Genomic DNA, 16,104 nt, shown 5'->3' with positions numbered 1-16,104 from the left:
ACTATAGATTAGATCGTGAATAGGCAAAGTTTTATTCTATTTCGTAAGTTGAAAGCAACTAATTAAAAAATTAACAGCTTGATTGAGCAAACGGGTTGTCACCACCAATTAAGGTGGTGTTTTATCAACGTCCTAAATGGTTGTCCCAATCTTTCCAAACAGGTTGAAGTCCAGCATCGATAATGACTTTAGCGATGGTTTTTGCGCTGCGGTTATCATAGGTAGCAAATTGCTCCAGTGCTTGATGATGTTTAGCATAACCACCAGGTTGGGTTCTTGAGCCAGCGCTAAGATTATTGATAACCAGTGGAATAATGTTATCACGAAAAAAAGGCGATTCACGGGTGGATAATGAAAGCTCGACTTCGGGCGCCAATAAACGGAAAGCGCAAATTAATTGCACTAATTCTGCTTCCTGGATAGTAGATGCAGGCTTAATACCACCAATACAGGCGCGTATTCTTGGGAAAGAAATAGAGTAACGGCTTTTCCAATATTTTTTTTGTAGATAAAATAGATGGTTTGCTACTAGATAATAGTCAACCCGCCAATTATTGGATAATCCGATTAGTGCCCCTAAACCAATTTTATCAATACCGGCCTGACCAAGGCGATCGGGTGTTTCTAGCCGCCAAAAAAAATCTTGCTTTTTTCCACGTAAATGGTGTTGCTGATAAGTTGGTTGATGATAAGTTTCCTGGTATACCAGTACACCATCTAAGCCAATTTTTTTCAGCTCTCTATATTCCGCTATTGTTAATGGTTGAACCTCCATTAATAGCGAACTGAAATATTGTCTAATTAATGGTATATATTGACGGAAATAATTCATGCCCACTTTACTTGGGTGTTCACCAGTTACAAGCAATAAATTATTATATCCCATGGAACGTATCGCCTCGCATTCTGCAATAATCTCTGTTTCGTTAAGCGTTTTTCGTTTGATCGGGTTGTGCATAGAAAAACCACAATAAGTACAATCATTAGCACACAGATTAGACAGATAGAGTGGTACATAAAGGCTAACAATATTGCCAAAACGCTGGCGGGTTAATTTCTGCGCTTTTTGAGCAATAACTTCCAAATAAGGATAGGCTGCGGGTGAAATGAGAGCCATAAAATCATTTAATGACAGTCTATCTGCGCAAATCGTTTTTTCAACCTCTTGAGGTGATTTACTGTTAATTTGTATTACCAGTTGATGCCAATCAAGTTGCTGATAAATTTCAGTAAAAGACGCCATTATTGAAATGCCTCAAGGAATTGTGTTAAAGAGCTAGAGGGTGCGGCTTGCTGCTGTTGCGCTGCAAGTCCGGCAGTTTGTACTATATCACCTGCTTCAATGGCAATACGAAAGGCGTGTGCCATGGCAACCGGATCATTAGCAACGGCAATAGCGGTATTTACCAGTACCGCGTCGGCTCCTATCTCCAAGGCGGCTAATGCATGACTGGGTGCACCAAGTCCTGCATCAACAACAACAGGGATTGAGGCTTGCTCAATTATAATTTGTAGAAAATCATAGGTAATTAATCCTTTATTGCTACCGATAGGTGCACCAAGAGGCATCACCGCAGCGCAACCTACCTCCTCTAAATGTCGGCACAAGACAGGATCGGCACTACAATAAGGTAAAACAATAAAACCTTCTTTTACCAACAATTCAGCCGCTTTTAACGTCTCAATTGGATCAGGTAATAAATATTTTGTATCGGGGTGGATCTCCAATTTTATCCAATTTGTGGCTAAGGCATCACGAGCTAAGCGGGCAGCAAATAGAGCTTCTTGTGCATTTTTAGCACCCGAAGTATTCGGTAATAATTTGACGCCAATTTTTTGTAATGGTAGCAAAATGTCATCATTTTTATTAATTAAATCAATCCGTTTCATCGCCATGGTGACTAATTGACTACCAGAAGCTTGAATGGCCTGGATCATCAATGATGAATTTGCGAATTTTCCGCTACCGAGAAATAAACGTGATTGAAAAATGGTATCAGCAATTTTTAACATAATTTAGCCTCCGGCAATGGCCTGGAATAACAGGATCTTATCTTGATGGTTAATATAGTGATGATTCCAATCTTCACGCGGAATAATGATCTGATTAATTGCTAGCGCAATACCTAACGTATTAAGTTTCAGCTGATCAAATAACTGGGTGATCGTGATCGAACTGTTAATTTCGATCATTCGATCATTTAGCAAAATGTGCATATTTATCTCCTGGTTCCACACACTAAACAGCTTTTCGCTTTGCTAAGTTGCAAGGTATGCCAGCTATATTGTTTACCATCGAATAATTTCAGTTTTCCACTGAGCGATGAGGGTAATGGACTAATAATTTAATGGCTTCTAAGGCTTGCAGCGAGCCGATAACGCCAACAACCGGTCCTAAAACTCCGGCCTTGTGACAGTTACGATAAGGTTCATTCATATTAGGATAAAGACAAGCGTAGCAGCCTTGGTTATAGGAAGGTTCAAGAACTAATAATTGACCGTTGAAACCTACCGCACTACCACTAATGAGTGTCTTTTTTTCCACCACACATGCCGCATTAATTGCCTGGCGAGTTGACATATTATCAGTACAATCCAATATCAGATCCGTATCGCGAACCAGCGTTCGCAGTGAATGATAGTTTTGTTTTTTGGCAAAAGTTTTCACTTTGGTTTGTGGATTGAGCTGATTAAGTTGTTTTGCTGCTAATGTGACTTTAGGCTGAGAAATATCTTGTGTATGGTAAAGAATTTGTCGCTGTAGATTTGAAAGATGTAGTTTATCATTATCGGCCAACCAGAGTTCACCGACCCCGGCAGCAGCTAAATAAAGTGCCGCCGGTGAACCAAGTCCACCCAATCCGACAATAAGCACTTTGCTTGTTGTTAATTTTTGTTGACCTTGATAACCGATTTCTTCAAGTAATAGTTGGCGGCTATAGCGCATAAAAATAGCATCATCAAGCATGGCTCATTTCCTTACCTTCAATGAGATAGAGTAACTGAGCAACAACTTTCGGCCAGTCAGGCGATTTGGTGATCGCACTAACCATGGCAATACCTCCTACGCCTGTTGCAAGCACTGCGGGAACACGAGCTAAAGTAATACCGCCTATAGCAATAGTTGGGTGATCTGGTGTGACATTTACTTGCTGTTTTAGGCTAATTAATCCTTGTGGTGAGGAAGACATTAATTTTGTACTAGTAGGAAATATATGGCCTAATGCAATATAAGAGGGTCTTAACTGCTTTGCTCTGGCGAGTTCTTGTTGATTATGGCTTGAAATTCCTAAGCGCAAGCCCGCTTTTTGTAGGCGATTTAGATCAGCGAAATTAATATCTTCTTGCCCTAAATGGACACCGTAGGCACCATGTTTTATAGCTAACTGCCAATAATCATTAATAAATAGGCGGGCTTGATATCGTTGGCTTAGCATAATAGCCTGCTTAATATCTGCTTCAAGGTTGTTGGCTAATGGATTTTTGATCCTTAATTGAATAGTGGTAACGCCGGCGTTAAGCAAGCGCTTGATCCACTCGACAGAATCAACGACTGGGTACAGACCAAGTTTCTGTTCTGTCGATGCAAATGCGTGCTCAGGCCATTTTGTCATCGGAAATTGTCTCCATGCTGTGGTATAGCTCGCTGCCCTGGGTGCGAAATGTTGCCGACATTTGTGCCATTTGTGCAGCATGTTCACGGACTTGTTGCGAAATTTTCATTGAGCAAAATTTAGGCCCACACATTGAGCAAAAATGGGCCACTTTACCCGCTGCTTGTGGCAAAGTTTCATCATGGTAGGCACGTGCGGTTTCAGGATCGAGAGCGAGATTAAATTGATCTTGCCAGCGGAACTCAAATCGTGCTTTGGATAAGGCGTTATCTCGAATTTGCGCCCCAGGATGGCCCTTAGCGAGATCAGCAGCATGGGCGGCAATTTTATAGGTAATCAGTCCTTGTTTTACATCTTCCTTATTAGGTAAGCCTAAATGTTCTTTTGGCGTGACATAACAGAGCATGGCACAACCAAACCAACCAATTAAAGCCGCTCCGATACCCGAGGTAAAGTGATCATAACCAGGTGCGATATCGGTGGTTAAAGGCCCTAAAGTATAGAATGGCGCTTCATGACAATGGGTTAATTCTTCCGTCATATTACGGCGGATCATTTGCATTGGGATATGCCCCGGTCCTTCGATCATAACTTGAACATCATATTGCCAGGCTAGCTTAGTTAATTCGCCTAATGTATATAATTCAGCAAATTGCGCTTCATCATTGGCGTCTTGTAAAGAGCCTGGTCGTAATCCATCGCCAAGGGACAAAGATACATCGTAAGCAGCACAGATTGCACAAATTTCCTCGAAATGACTATACAAAAAGTTTTCCTGATGATGGGACAAACACCATTTTGCCATAATTGAGCCACCGCGAGAGACAATACCAGTCAAGCGATTGGCGGTCATTGGCACATAGCGTAATAAGACACCGGCATGAATAGTAAAATAATCTACCCCTTATTCGGCTTGCTCAAGCAGGGTGTCGCGAAATATTTCCCAGCTCAAATTTTCTGCAACGCCATTGACTTTTTCCAATGCTTGGTAGATGGGCACAGTACCGATAGGAACAGGGCTATTACGCAACAGCCATTCTCTCGTTTCATGGATGTAACGGCCAGTCGATAAATCCATTACGGTATCGGCTCCCCAATGCGTCGCCCAGATTAGTTTTTCAATTTCTTCTTCAATCGATGAAGTGACTGAGGAATTACCGATATTAGCATTAACTTTTACCAAAAAATTTCGACCAATAATCATTGGCTCGGCTTCAGGATGGTTGATATTGGCTGGAATAATGGCACGACCAGCAGCAACTTCTTGTCGAACAAATTCAGGGGTAATGTTATTTGGCAAAGTAGCACTAAAGCTTTGACCTGGATGCTGTTGAGTTAATATTTTACTATTGATACGCTCCCGTCCCATATTTTCGCGGATCGCAATAAATTCCATTTCAGCTGTGATTATCCCTTGACGAGCATAGTGCAATTGCGTGATGCTTTTTCCGCTTTTGGCTTTTAATGGTTGTGGCCGGTGATTGAAACGAAGATAATTCAATCCGGCATCAGCGAGTCGTTGTTGGGTAAAATAGGAGCTTGGCTTTTTAACTGGTTCAGTATCATTGCGATCGAAGATCTAATGTTGGCGGCATTTTTTTAAACCCACTTTAATATCCACCGTAACATCAGGATCGCCATAGGCACCTGAAGTATCATAGACCGGTATTGCCTCATTCTCTTCAAACAATGGATTATCTTTTGTACCGCCAACCAAGGTCGGTGAAAGTTGAATTTCACGCATAGGAACTTGGGTATTATAGTGATAACCAGTTAAGTAGATCCGTTTTGAGCCGGGAAAGCTGATATTTTGTAGATTATCGAGAAAACGTTGTGTCGCTTCACGTTGTACTTTTCGTGGGGAACTGGTATTTGTGGTAACACCTATATCACTGGTTGCAATAATATTCTTAGACATAGCAAATTCCTAAAATCATTACAAAGAGTTTACATAAAAGAGATAAATTGTATTGAGAAATTGCTTGTCTGGAGCTCGGTGAGAGTAATAGTATAATAATTGCGCTACTTACTTTTGATAAGTCATAATCGCAGGTTGATTACTCTTGTTCCCTTCGCAGGTATTAGCCTGATCAGGTTCCGCGGATCCCGAATTAACGGTCTCAGCCTGTAGATATTGTTAAACCTACTAGGCACTCCGACAAGATAATGCCAGTATATAAGAGAGATAATGAAAACTGCAATGGATAACTTCTTCATCAAACAACCTTTAGTCAGAATAGTTACTCGATATTGATGAAAATGGGTTAGCCTATATTAATTAGGATCAAGCAAGACATATTTTTAAAATTCACCGAACAATAAAATATAGAAGAACTGAGCTATATGATTAGAAAACAATTAGCCGGAACAGAAACAGGTTGGTGGGTTGTTAGTTTTGGCGGTCGAATTTGGTTACCAAATGGTGATTTACCGAAAGGTTCAGCCCAATTTTGGTCACTAATAGGAAAAGAGGCTCTCCCTATTGGTGAATGGCAGGCGGAAACGATTTGGTTAATTATGGCAAAATCACCAACAGATATGTGTTCACCACGACGGATTGCCAATGAAGATGGGGGGCTATTTAAACTGGTTGGACGAGGTATTCAACTGGCAGAATTTTACCGCTCACACCATTATTGCGGCTATTGCGGCAACAAAATGACAACCAGCTTAACTGAATGGGCATGCTTGTGTGGTCATTGTCATGAGCGCTATTATCCACAAATTGCGCCCTGTATTATTGTTGCTATCCGGCGTGCTGATCATATCTTATTAGCACAACATCGCCGCCATAAAAAAAAGCCAATATTTACAGTCTTAGCCGGATTTGTTGAACTAGGTGAAACAATTGAAGAAGCGGTGAAAAGGGAAGTAAAAGAAGAAAGTAATATTGTCATTAGTAACATTCGTTATGTCGCTTCTCAGCCATGGCCTTTTCCTCATTCATTAATGATAGGTTTTCTAGCTGATTATGTTAGTGGTGAAATACAGGCTAATCCTGATGAGTTAATTAGTGCAGATTGGTATCATTATAATAAATTACCGCAGATACCGCCTCCTGATACCATTGCTCGCCGGTTAATTGAAGATACACTGGCTTTATGTCGACAAGAGAATTATAACTTATATAAATAACAATATTAATCACGCTATAACAAAGCTGTTGCACATCTAGGCAACAATAAAAAGGCAAATACACGATGATAATGGCAATTTTTTATTGCCATTTAATGGAGCTAATGATGTCTGCATTAACAAATGATCGCTACTTACGCGCGCTATTACGGCAGCCTGTTGATAAAACTCCAGTATGGATGATGCGTCAGGCAGGCCGTTATCTACCTGAATATCGAGAAACTCGTCAGAAAGCCGGTGATTTTCTTTCACTGTGTAAAAATACCGAGTTAGCTTGTGAAGTGACATTACAACCTCTACATCGATTTCCATTAGATGCGGCAATCCTTTTTTCAGATATTCTTACTATTCCTGATGCGATGGGGCTAGGTCTATATTTTTCAGCCGGAGAAGGGCCTAAGTTTCAGTGTCCGATTGGCTGTTTGGCTGATATAGAGAAACTGCCAATTCCTGATCCAGAACAAGAATTGGTTTACGTAATGAATGCCATACGCGCTATTCGCAAGGCGTTACAAGGGAAAGTGCCATTAATCGGTTTTTCGGGTAGTCCATGGACATTGGCAACTTATATGGTTGAAGGTGGAAGTAGTAAGGCTTTTACCCATATTAAAAAGCTGATGTATACCGAGCCAAAAGCGTTACATTTATTATTGGATAAATTGACCCAAAGTGTCATTCTCTATCTAAATGCTCAGATACGGGCGGGTGCTCAATCAGTGATGATTTTTGATACATGGGGTGGTGTATTAACTGGGCGTGATTATCATCAATTTTCTTTACATTACATGCATCAGATTATCGATGCTCTATTGCGAGAAAATGAAGGTCATAAAGTTCCGGTTACATTATTTACTAAAGGTGGTGGTCAATGGTTAGAGGCAATGGCTGCGACCGGTTGTGACGCGTTAGGTATCGACTGGATGACAGATATTGAAGATGCTCGCTCTCGGGTAGGAGATAAGGTGGCTTTACAGGGAAACATGGATCCTTCCATATTATATGCATCAAAAGAACGTATTGAGCTTGAAGTTAAAACTATTTTAAAGCAATTTGGTCAAGGTAGTGGCCATGTTTTTAATTTAGGTCATGGCATTCATCAGGACATTCCACCTGAACATGTTAAAAATTTTATTAATTCAGTACACAAATTATCAGAACAATATCATCAATAAGTAAGGTTTATCCAAAGAAAGAAAAAGCAATAAATATTAATTTTTATATTTTTTTATTGATTATTAAATCGAAATTGAATATTTACAATTATTTAAATATATTTTTTTATATTTTGTGTTATAAAACAAATATTAAAATATATTTATATAAAATTTTTTTTTAAGTAAAAATAAATATGATTGATACTAAATTATTACGTCAGGAACAGGCCATAAAAGCTAAACAAATTATTCTTACGGATAATTTTGTTATTCCTAATCTTATTGCTGGTGCTGATGTTGGATTTGAAGAAAAAGGAAGTGTAACCCGAGCCGCAATGGTTGTTATGCGTTGGCCTTCACTTGCTATTGTTGAATATCATATTGCTCGTATCCCCACTGAATTCCCTTATATTCCAGGTTTACTCTCTTTCCGAGAGTATCCTGCCCTACTGGCTGTTTGGGAAAAACTGCAACATAAGCCTGATCTTATCATGGTTGATGGCCAAGGAATTGCCCATCCTCGCCGTTTTGGGGTTGCTAGTCATTTGGGGCTTTTATTAGATATCCCAACGATTGGTATAGCGAAAAAACGTCTATGTGGTCACCATGAAGCTTTAGATGAGATAGTGGAAAGCTGCCAACCGTTGAATGATAATAATGAACAAATTGGTTGGGTATTTCGTAGTAAAAAAAGATGTAAACCACTTTATATCTCACCTGGGCATAAAATCAGTTTAGACGCTTCATTATTATGGGTTAAGCGGTGTATTAAAGGTTATCGTTTACCAGAACCTACTCGTTGGGCTGATGGAATCGCTTCTAATAGAGCGTTTTTTAATCGAATAAAACAGAATTTGGCATAATTAAAGTTAAAATATGTGGAACCTATTGATTTTCAGGTAAACTTCAGCGTAAAACGCAAGTGAGTAGAAATTTGATGTTAAGAAACCCCATTCATTTGAGGTTGGCAAAATTAAATAGTTGGCAGCATATCACTTTCATGGCTTGTTTGTGTGAGCGTATGTATCCTAATTATCAATTGTTTTGTAAACAAACGAGCTTTTTAAATCCAATACGTTATCGTATTATTTTAGATTTAATTTGGGAATCGCTAATTATTAAAGATAGTAAAATTGATTTTGATAATCAGTTGGAAAAATTAGAGGAAATTATTCCCGTCGCAAATGATTTTGATATATACGGCGTCCATCCTGCTATTGATGCATGTATAGCTTTAAGTGAAATAATTCATTCTTACTTAAGTGGGGAAACATTAGACGGTGCTATTGAAGTAAGTAAAATTTCGATTCGAACTATTGCAATGTTTGAGATGACTCGGACAGGTAAAGAGATGTCTGATGAAGAACTGAAAGAATTGCTTACCATTGAAGAAGAATGGGATATTCAATGGGAGATCTACCGTTTACTTGCCGCTTGTGAAGAGCGGGATGTAGCGCTGATTAAAGGATTAAAATCCGACCTCCGTGAAGTAGGGATCAGCAATATTGGCATTAAGGTTACCTAATTTCCGTTCATAGTGTTTAAAAACGTGATTTGGTACCATAAATGCTGACTTTTAACGCTTCACATTCGCCCGTACTATGTTCTACTGTGAAGGCGGAGAGGAGTGCTTTCGGGACGTATATTAAGAATTAATAAGTTCTACATATCCAACGTACTCGATGCTATGCAAATGATAAACACACTGTGTAAGGATAACTTATGAATAAGACTGTAAATGAGACCATGAAAAAGGGTGATGTAGTTCAATATGTCATGCAAAAAGCAAACCTGAATAAGACTCAAGCTAAAAATGCCTTAGAAGCACTCATCGAATGTATTACAGATGCACTGAAAGAAGGTGAGCAAGTGCAATTCGTTGGTTTTGGTACTTTTAGGACTAATCATCGTGCTGCACGTATTGGTCGTAATCCTAAAACAGGCGAAGAACTCAAAATTGAAGCGGCTAATGTACCAGTATTTGTTGCTGGAAAATCACTGAAAGAAGCAGTTAAGTAATTCAATTGCCAAATAGAATATTCAGAGGGGGTATTAAACCCCTTTTATTGATTGGGCGTATCCTCATTTTACTTGGTGCTGCTTCGCTGCTTGGCGCTTGCACCAATCAAGCTAAAATCCCCGAATTTAGCGCAAGTGGATTTATTTCCGATGCTGGCGTCGTTAGGCTATGGCGCTTAAATGATCAAAACAGTAACCCTCAGGTAATCGTTGCGGTATATAGTCCTTATCAAGGAAAAAATACGACCATTACTTTTTTTGAATATCGTCAAGGTAAACTTTGGCAAATTCGACATCAATCTTTTGACTATAAAAATAAAGAACAACAACAGCTAAGATTTGATCAAAATGACCATGTTATTTTTATGCAGCGCAGAGTAAATGATAACAAAGTTTCTCTAACTGAGGATGATATTGTTCGCTGGCGCTTTGAATCAGACCGTTTAATTGAGTTGAGCACCACTCTTATTGCTGGTAATGTTCATCTCTATCAAGGGTATTGGCGTGAAGGGCAAATTATAACTTGTAGCGGTGAAAAACGTAATATATCGTTTACTGCTCAGGCTGAAAATAGGTTGCTGCAAAGAGCGAAGACGAGTAGCGGTGACTTAGCTATTGCTTGGCTAGAAGCACCAGCAGGCAACGAGTTATTACTCGTTGCCAATGAGGATTTTTGTCTATGGGCGCCAACCAAAGACAAACTTTAAATCTTTTATTTTAAACGAGCCAGTGCTCGATAACCGATATCATCCCGATAGAAACAACCGATCCAGGATATTTTTGCTGCTTGCTGATAAGCTGTTTTTTGGGCATCAAGAATAGTATTGCCAAGGGCGGTAACACACAGTACACGGCCACCGGTAGTGATAACCTGATTTTGTTTTAATTCTGTTCCAGCGTGAAAAATTTTGCACTTTTCCGCTAATTTATCCGTGATCCCGTGAATAATATCACCTTTGCGATAATTGGCCGGATAGCCTTCAGCCGCCATGACAACACCTAAAGCAGGGCGATCATCCCAAGATGATATTTTACCCGCTAACTCTCCTTTTGCGCCGGCCAGACAGAGTGCTACCAAATCAGATTGTAAGCGCATCATGATGGGTTGGGTTTCTGGATCTCCAAATCGACAATTAAATTCAATAACTTTTGGGTTTCCCTGTTTATCTATCATTAATCCTGCATATAAAAAGCCTTGATATCGCCGCCCTTCAAGCGCCATACCTTGTACTGTAGGATAAATAATTTGATCCATTATACGCTGATGAACAATGTCTGTGACAACAGGAGCAGGAGAATATGCGCCCATGCCACCCGTATTTGGCCCGCTATCATTATTACCAACACGCTTATGATCTTGACTTGTTGCCATGGGAATGACATTTTCACCATCAACCATTACGATAAAACTAGCTTCTTCACCGTCAAGAAACTCTTCAATAACAATACGATGACCCGCCTGACCAAAGGCGTTACCGGCGAGCATGTCCAGAACAGCATTTTTTGCTTCTTCTAAGGTCATAGCAACAACGACCCCTTTACCTGCGGCTAGCCCATCCGCTTTAATAACAATCGGGGCGCCCATTTTGTCTAAGTAGGCGAGAGCGGGTTCAATTTCGGTAAAGTTCTGATAAGTGGCGGTTGGAATATGATGACGAGTAAGAAAATCTTTCGTAAAAGCTTTAGAGCCTTCTAACTGTGCTGCATTTTGACTAGGACCAAAGATCGTTAAACCGGCATCTTGAAAAGCATCAACTACACCGAGGATTAAGGGGATTTCTGGTCCAACGATCGTTAAACCAATATTATTATTTTTGGCAAAATCGACTAATCCAGCAATATCGGTTACTGCAATATTAATATTGGTTAGTTTTTTTTCTAATGCAGTGCCGGCATTACCGGGTGCAACATAAACCTTGTCAGCAAGAGGTGATTGTGCTGCTTTCCATGCTAAAGCATGCTCACGACCACCATTGCCAATAATTAAAATATTCATGCTATTGCTCTCTAAATTAGTGGCGGAAATGGCGCATATCAGTAAAAATCATCGCCATATCATGTTCATTAGCTGCAGCTATGATTTCATCGTCACGAATTGAACCACCCGGATGGATAACACAGGTTATGCCAGCTGCTGCGGCAGCATCAATACCATCTCGAAATGGAAAGAAAGCATCAGATGCCATTGCACATCCGACAAGTTCCAAACTTTCATCCTGTGCTTTTAATGCTGCAATTTTTGCTGAATAAACACGGCTCATTTGTCCAGCGCCAATACCGATTGTCATATTATTTTTGGCATAAACAATAGCATTGGATTTTACAAATTTGGCCACTTGCCAACAAAACAGCGCATTTTCTATCTCTTGTTCGCTTGGCTGACGCTTAGAAACAACACGCAAATCAGCTTTGGTAATTAAGCCTAGATCGCGATCTTGCACTAATAAACCGCCATTTACGCGTTTGAAATCTAAACTCGCAACTGCAAAATGCCATTGGCCACATGCCAGAACACGCACATTCGGCTTACTTGCAAGTATTGCTAGGGCAGCGTCACTGACAGTGGGGGCAATAATGACTTCAACAAATTGGCGCTCAAAAATTGTTTTAGCCGTATTTGCATCTAATTCACGATTAAATGCAATAATACCACCAAATGCTGAGGTAGGATCAGTTTTGAAAGCATGATCATAAGCGGTACAGATATCGTTACTGATTGCAACGCCGCAAGGATTAGCGTGTTTGACAATGACACATGCAGGTTTGGAAAAACTTTTTACGCACTCCAAGGCTGCATCAGTGTCAGCAATATTATTATAAGAAAGCGACTTACCTTGTAGCTGTCTTGCTGTAGAGACAGAGGCTTTGACTCTATTTTCTTCGATATAAAAAGCAGCAGCTTGATGACTATTTTCGCCGTAACGCATATCCTGCTGCTTAATAAAATTTAGGTTTAATGTACGAGGAAATTTACCTGAAGGCTGGTTCTCTGGGCCATAATAAGAAGGTACTAACTTACCAAAATAGTTAGCAATCATTCCATCATAAGCTGCGGTATGTTCAAAAGCTTTAACTGCCAAGTCAAAGCGAAACCTGTCAGTTAGCGAGTTTTGATGATTATCCATCTCTTGAATGATTTTGGGATAATCCAGACTATTAACTACAATAGCAACATCTTTATGATTTTTTGCGGCAGAACGGATCATGGCAGGTCCGCCAATATCAATGTTCTCAATAGCATTATCCAGCGTACAATCTGGCTTGGCAACAGTTTCAGCAAAAGGGTAAAGATTAACAACAACCATATCAATTGGCCTAATATGATGTTGTTGCATTATTTCATCATCTTGCCCGCGCCGGCCAAGAATACCGCCATGTACTTTTGGGTGAAGTGTCTTGACGCGGCCAGCCATCATTTCAGGCCATCCTGTATAATCAGAAACCTCTATAACCGTTAACCCGGCCGCTAGCAATAATTTAGCTGTACCGCCAGTAGAGATAAGTTCAACCTTACGTTGAGATAGAGCTTTGGCAAATTCAACAATACCTTCTTTGTCAGAAACACTCAGTAGAGCACGCTGAATAGGGCGGAGTTGTGACATGAAATAGATCCCTTGGAATAATAAAATGTTTTAACACATCGATTAAATTTTATGGCTATTTGCAATTACAAATGATATTCAAAAATAACAGATTTCAATTAAATATTTTTTGTTTCAAACGCAATTGTAACGCAAACGTTTGCGTATTTCGCTAAATTTTTATCATTTTATTTTTGTGGATAACTCTGTTAATAATTCGGTATAATATAACGCTTTGCTGTTTAATTAATCAATTGAACAAAATTATGCAAAATAAGCTTGCTAGCAATTTAAAACTCCCTATAATGCGCCCCCACTGAGTCAGGATAGAACGAATCAATTAAAGAGGATTTTATCGACTTAGGGTAAAGAAAAGTAGAAATAACTACTTGACTTTACAGGTGAAAAGCGTAATATACGCCACCTCGCGACCTGGGTCGCACGCTCTTTAACAATTAATCAGACAATCTGTGTGGGCACTCGCAAGACATCATCAAAAACTATTTGAAGATTAAGTCTTGAAGAGTGACAAAACAGTTAATTCATATATGAACTAATAAGCAGTAACGTGATTTTGGGCCACAGCGAAGGCGTTAAAACGTCGACAAAGCGGCAAAAAGAAGCGTTACGGCCAGTAAAACATTCTTTGAGCATCAAACTTTTAATTGAAGAGTTTGATCATGGCTCAGATTGAACGCTGGCGGCAGGCCTAACACATGCAAGTCGAGCGGCAGCGGGAGAAAGCTTGCTTTCTTGCCGGCGAGCGGCGGACGGGTGAGTAAGGTATGGGGATCTGGCCGAAGGCGGGGGATAACCACTGGAAACGGTGGCTAATACCGCATAATCTCTAAGGAGCAAAGTGGGGGACCATTAGGCCTCACACCTTCGGATGAACCCATATGAGATTAGCTAGTAGGTGGGGTAAAGGCTCACCTAGGCGACGATCTCTAGCTGGTCTGAGAGGATGATCAGCCACACTGGGACTGAGACACGGCCCAGACTCCTACGGGAGGCAGCAGTGGGGAATATTGCACAATGGGCGCAAGCCTGATGCAGCCATGCCGCGTGTATGAAGAAGGCCTTCGGGTTGTAAAGTACTTTCAGTCGTGAGGAAGGTGTTAAGGTTAATATTCTTAGCAATTGACGTTAGCGACAGAAGAAGCACCGGCTAACTCCGTGCCAGCAGCCGCGGTAATACGGAGGGTGCGAGCGTTAATCGGAATTACTGGGCGTAAAGGGCACGCAGGCGGTTAATTAAGTTGGATGTGAAATCCCGGGCTTAACCTGGGAATGGCATTCAAGACTGGTTAGCTAGAGTCTTGTAGAGGGGGTAGAATTCCATGTGTAGCGGTGAAATGCGTAGAGATGTGGAGGAATACCGGTGGCGAAGGCGGCCCCTGGACAGAGACTGACGCTCATGTGCGAAAGCGTGGGAGCAAACAGGATTAGATACCCTGGTAGTCCACGCTGTAAACGATGTCGATTTGGAGGTTGTGGTCATGAACTGTGGCCTCCGGAGCTAACGCGTTAAATCGACCGCCTGGGGAGTACGGCCGCAAGGTTAAAACTCAAATGAATTGACGGGGGCCCGCACAAGCGGTGGAGCATGTGGTTTAATTCGATGCAACGCGAAGAACCTTACCTACTCTTGACATCCAGCGAAGCCTTTAGAGATAGAGGCGTGCCTTCGGGAGCGCTGAGACAGGTGCTGCATGGCTGTCGTCAGCTCGTGTTGTGAAATGTTGGGTTAAGTCCCGCAACGAGCGCAACCCTTATCCTTTGTTGCCAGCGATACGGTCGGGAACTCAAAGGAGACTGCCGGTGATAAACCGGAGGAAGGTGGGGATGACGTCAAGTCATCATGGCCCTTACGAGTAGGGCTACACACGTGCTACAATGGCGTATACAGAGAGAGGCGAGCCTGCGAGGGGAAGCGGAACTCAGAAAGTACGTCGAAGTCCGGATTGGAGTCTGCAACTCGACTCCATGAAGTCGGAATCGCTAGTAATCGCGGATCAGCATGTCGCGGTGAATACGTTCCCGGGCCTTGTACACACCGCCCGTCACACCATGGGAGTGGGTTGCAAAGAAGTAGGTAGCTTAACCTTCGGGATGGCGCTTACCACTTTGTGATTCATGACTGGGGTGAAGTCGTAACAAGGTAACCGTAGGGGAACCTGCGGTTGGATCACCTCCTTACCGAGATAGATGGAATGTGAGTGTTCACACAGATTGTCTGATGAAGATGAGAGTAAAGCCAATCTAAGATTGACTGAAGACCTTGTAGTCCCCTTCGTCTAGAGGCCTAGGACATCGCCCTTTCACGGCGGTAACAGGGGTTCAGAATCCCCTAGGGGACGCCACTTCGGTGATTAGAAAGGCCGCGCATGAACCGATGTGTGAAGCCGGTGCTTTACTTGATAATGATTAAGCCAATTCAACGAGTTGGTTTAACAATTATGCTCTTTAACAATCTGGAACAAGCTAAAAATTGAAACACACATTATTGAGAAAATAATGTGGAGAACTCTCAATACTCCAACGTGAAGTGTCATCACAGTCAGGAAGGCAGGCGTTATGAGCGAGCAGTCAGGAATTCGA

12 protein-coding genes, 1 tRNA gene, 1 rRNA gene, 2 pseudogenes and 1 riboswitch are annotated in these 16,104 nt (G+C 41.2%); of the genes and pseudogenes, 8 read left to right on the top strand and 8 right to left on the bottom strand.

Annotated features, from left to right (window positions below):
• Nucleotides 1-124: 124 nt before the first annotated feature.
• The 6 genes and pseudogenes from thiH to thiC all read right to left on the bottom strand — a co-directional run bounded on the left by thiH (nucleotide 125) and on the right by thiC (nucleotide 5,532).
• Entirely contained in the window at nucleotides 125-1,243 is a 1,119-nt protein-coding gene (thiH, locus tag LDL57_RS14710; RefSeq protein ID WP_370520616.1) for a 2-iminoacetate synthase ThiH, read from the bottom strand.
• Nucleotides 1,243-2,013, bottom strand: coding sequence for a thiazole synthase (locus tag LDL57_RS14705; RefSeq protein ID WP_225506394.1), 771 nt, complete (start codon nucleotides 2,011-2,013; stop codon nucleotides 1,243-1,245). The genes thiH and LDL57_RS14705 overlap by 1 nt, the downstream gene beginning before the upstream one ends.
• A gap of 3 nt (nucleotides 2,014-2,016) precedes the next feature.
• Nucleotides 2,017-2,217 (bottom strand): sulfur carrier protein ThiS, encoded by a 201-nt coding sequence (gene thiS, locus LDL57_RS14700; RefSeq protein ID WP_180558655.1) that lies wholly within the window; start codon nucleotides 2,215-2,217, stop codon nucleotides 2,017-2,019.
• A 2-nt stretch (nucleotides 2,218-2,219) separates the two neighbouring features.
• Nucleotides 2,220-2,968: pseudogene (locus tag LDL57_RS14695) on the bottom strand (HesA/MoeB/ThiF family protein).
• A complete protein-coding gene (thiE, locus tag LDL57_RS14690) occupies nucleotides 2,961-3,614 on the bottom strand; it encodes a thiamine phosphate synthase (RefSeq protein ID WP_180558657.1) in 654 nt (217 codons plus the stop codon). The pseudogene LDL57_RS14695 and the gene thiE overlap by 8 nt, the downstream one beginning before the upstream one ends.
• Nucleotides 3,598-5,532 (bottom strand): annotated as a pseudogene (thiC, locus tag LDL57_RS14685) (phosphomethylpyrimidine synthase ThiC). The gene thiE and the pseudogene thiC overlap by 17 nt, the downstream one beginning before the upstream one ends.
• Before the next feature lie 132 nt (nucleotides 5,533-5,664).
• Nucleotides 5,665-5,782: riboswitch (TPP riboswitch) on the bottom strand.
• 175 nt (nucleotides 5,783-5,957) lie between these two features.
• Here thiC and nudC point away from each other — a divergent pair.
• The 6 genes from nudC (at nucleotide 5,958) to LDL57_RS14655 (ending at nucleotide 10,629) form a co-directional block, all read left to right on the top strand.
• Nucleotides 5,958-6,749, top strand: coding sequence for an NAD(+) diphosphatase (gene nudC, locus LDL57_RS14680; protein ID WP_180558658.1), 792 nt, complete (start codon nucleotides 5,958-5,960; stop codon nucleotides 6,747-6,749).
• Between the two features lie 107 nt (nucleotides 6,750-6,856).
• Nucleotides 6,857-7,921, top strand: coding sequence for a uroporphyrinogen decarboxylase (gene hemE / locus LDL57_RS14675; protein ID WP_180558664.1), 1,065 nt, complete (start codon nucleotides 6,857-6,859; stop codon nucleotides 7,919-7,921).
• Between the two features lie 176 nt (nucleotides 7,922-8,097).
• Nucleotides 8,098-8,766, top strand: coding sequence for a deoxyribonuclease V (gene nfi, locus LDL57_RS14670; protein WP_180558659.1), 669 nt, complete (start codon nucleotides 8,098-8,100; stop codon nucleotides 8,764-8,766).
• A 74-nt stretch (nucleotides 8,767-8,840) separates the two neighbouring features.
• Nucleotides 8,841-9,428: a YjaG family protein gene (locus LDL57_RS14665; protein ID WP_180558660.1), complete on the top strand. Its 588-nt coding sequence runs from the start codon at nucleotides 8,841-8,843 to the stop codon at nucleotides 9,426-9,428.
• Between the two features lie 221 nt (nucleotides 9,429-9,649).
• On the top strand, nucleotides 9,650-9,922 hold the full coding sequence (locus LDL57_RS14660) for an HU family DNA-binding protein (RefSeq protein WP_180558665.1): 273 nt from the start codon (nucleotides 9,650-9,652) through the stop codon (nucleotides 9,920-9,922).
• Between the two features lie 5 nt (nucleotides 9,923-9,927).
• Nucleotides 9,928-10,629, top strand: coding sequence for a DUF1481 domain-containing protein (locus LDL57_RS14655; RefSeq protein ID WP_225506379.1), 702 nt, complete (start codon nucleotides 9,928-9,930; stop codon nucleotides 10,627-10,629).
• Nucleotides 10,630-10,634: 5 nt separating this feature from the next.
• Here the strand turns inward: LDL57_RS14655 and purD are convergent, their stop codons facing one another.
• Together purD and purH are read right to left on the bottom strand one after the other, a co-directional pair.
• Nucleotides 10,635-11,918, bottom strand: coding sequence for a phosphoribosylamine--glycine ligase (gene purD, locus LDL57_RS14650; RefSeq protein ID WP_180558661.1), 1,284 nt, complete (start codon nucleotides 11,916-11,918; stop codon nucleotides 10,635-10,637).
• Between the two features lie 16 nt (nucleotides 11,919-11,934).
• Nucleotides 11,935-13,524, bottom strand: coding sequence for a bifunctional phosphoribosylaminoimidazolecarboxamide formyltransferase/IMP cyclohydrolase (gene purH / locus LDL57_RS14645; RefSeq protein WP_225506361.1), 1,590 nt, complete (start codon nucleotides 13,522-13,524; stop codon nucleotides 11,935-11,937).
• 641 nt (nucleotides 13,525-14,165) lie between these two features.
• Here purH and LDL57_RS14640 point away from each other — a divergent pair.
• Together LDL57_RS14640 and LDL57_RS14635 are read left to right on the top strand one after the other, a co-directional pair.
• Nucleotides 14,166-15,702 (top strand): 16S ribosomal RNA (locus LDL57_RS14640).
• A gap of 87 nt (nucleotides 15,703-15,789) precedes the next feature.
• Nucleotides 15,790-15,866, top strand: a tRNA-Glu gene (locus tag LDL57_RS14635).
• Nucleotides 15,867-16,104 lie beyond the last annotated feature (238 nt).

It is taken from the genome of Arsenophonus apicola (assembly GCF_020268605.1).
Classification (GTDB): Bacteria; Pseudomonadota; Gammaproteobacteria; order Enterobacterales; family Enterobacteriaceae; genus Arsenophonus; species Arsenophonus apicola.
Note: the sequence above shows the minus strand (reverse complement) of the source record. Positions and strands in the feature narration are given on the sequence as shown.

Bases quoted from the DNA above. Each gene is read 5' to 3' on its own strand.
- thiH (WP_370520616.1), bottom strand. From the start codon at position 1,243: ATGGCGTCTTTTACTGAAATTTATCAGCAACTTGATTGGCATCAACTG.
- LDL57_RS14705 (WP_225506394.1), bottom strand. From the start codon at position 2,013: ATGTTAAAAATTGCTGATACCATTTTTCAATCACGTTTATTTCTCGGT.
- thiS (WP_180558655.1), bottom strand. From the start codon at position 2,217: ATGCACATTTTGCTAAATGATCGAATGATCGAAATTAACAGTTCGATC.
- thiE (WP_180558657.1), bottom strand. From the start codon at position 3,614: ATGACAAAATGGCCTGAGCACGCATTTGCATCGACAGAACAGAAACTT.
- nudC (WP_180558658.1), top strand. From the start codon at position 5,958: ATGATTAGAAAACAATTAGCCGGAACAGAAACAGGTTGGTGGGTTGTT.
- hemE (WP_180558664.1), top strand. From the start codon at position 6,857: ATGTCTGCATTAACAAATGATCGCTACTTACGCGCGCTATTACGGCAG.
- nfi (WP_180558659.1), top strand. From the start codon at position 8,098: ATGATTGATACTAAATTATTACGTCAGGAACAGGCCATAAAAGCTAAA.
- LDL57_RS14665 (WP_180558660.1), top strand. From the start codon at position 8,841: ATGTTAAGAAACCCCATTCATTTGAGGTTGGCAAAATTAAATAGTTGG.
- LDL57_RS14660 (WP_180558665.1), top strand. From the start codon at position 9,650: ATGAAAAAGGGTGATGTAGTTCAATATGTCATGCAAAAAGCAAACCTG.
- purD (WP_180558661.1), bottom strand. From the start codon at position 11,918: ATGAATATTTTAATTATTGGCAATGGTGGTCGTGAGCATGCTTTAGCA.
- purH (WP_225506361.1), bottom strand. From the start codon at position 13,524: ATGTCACAACTCCGCCCTATTCAGCGTGCTCTACTGAGTGTTTCTGAC.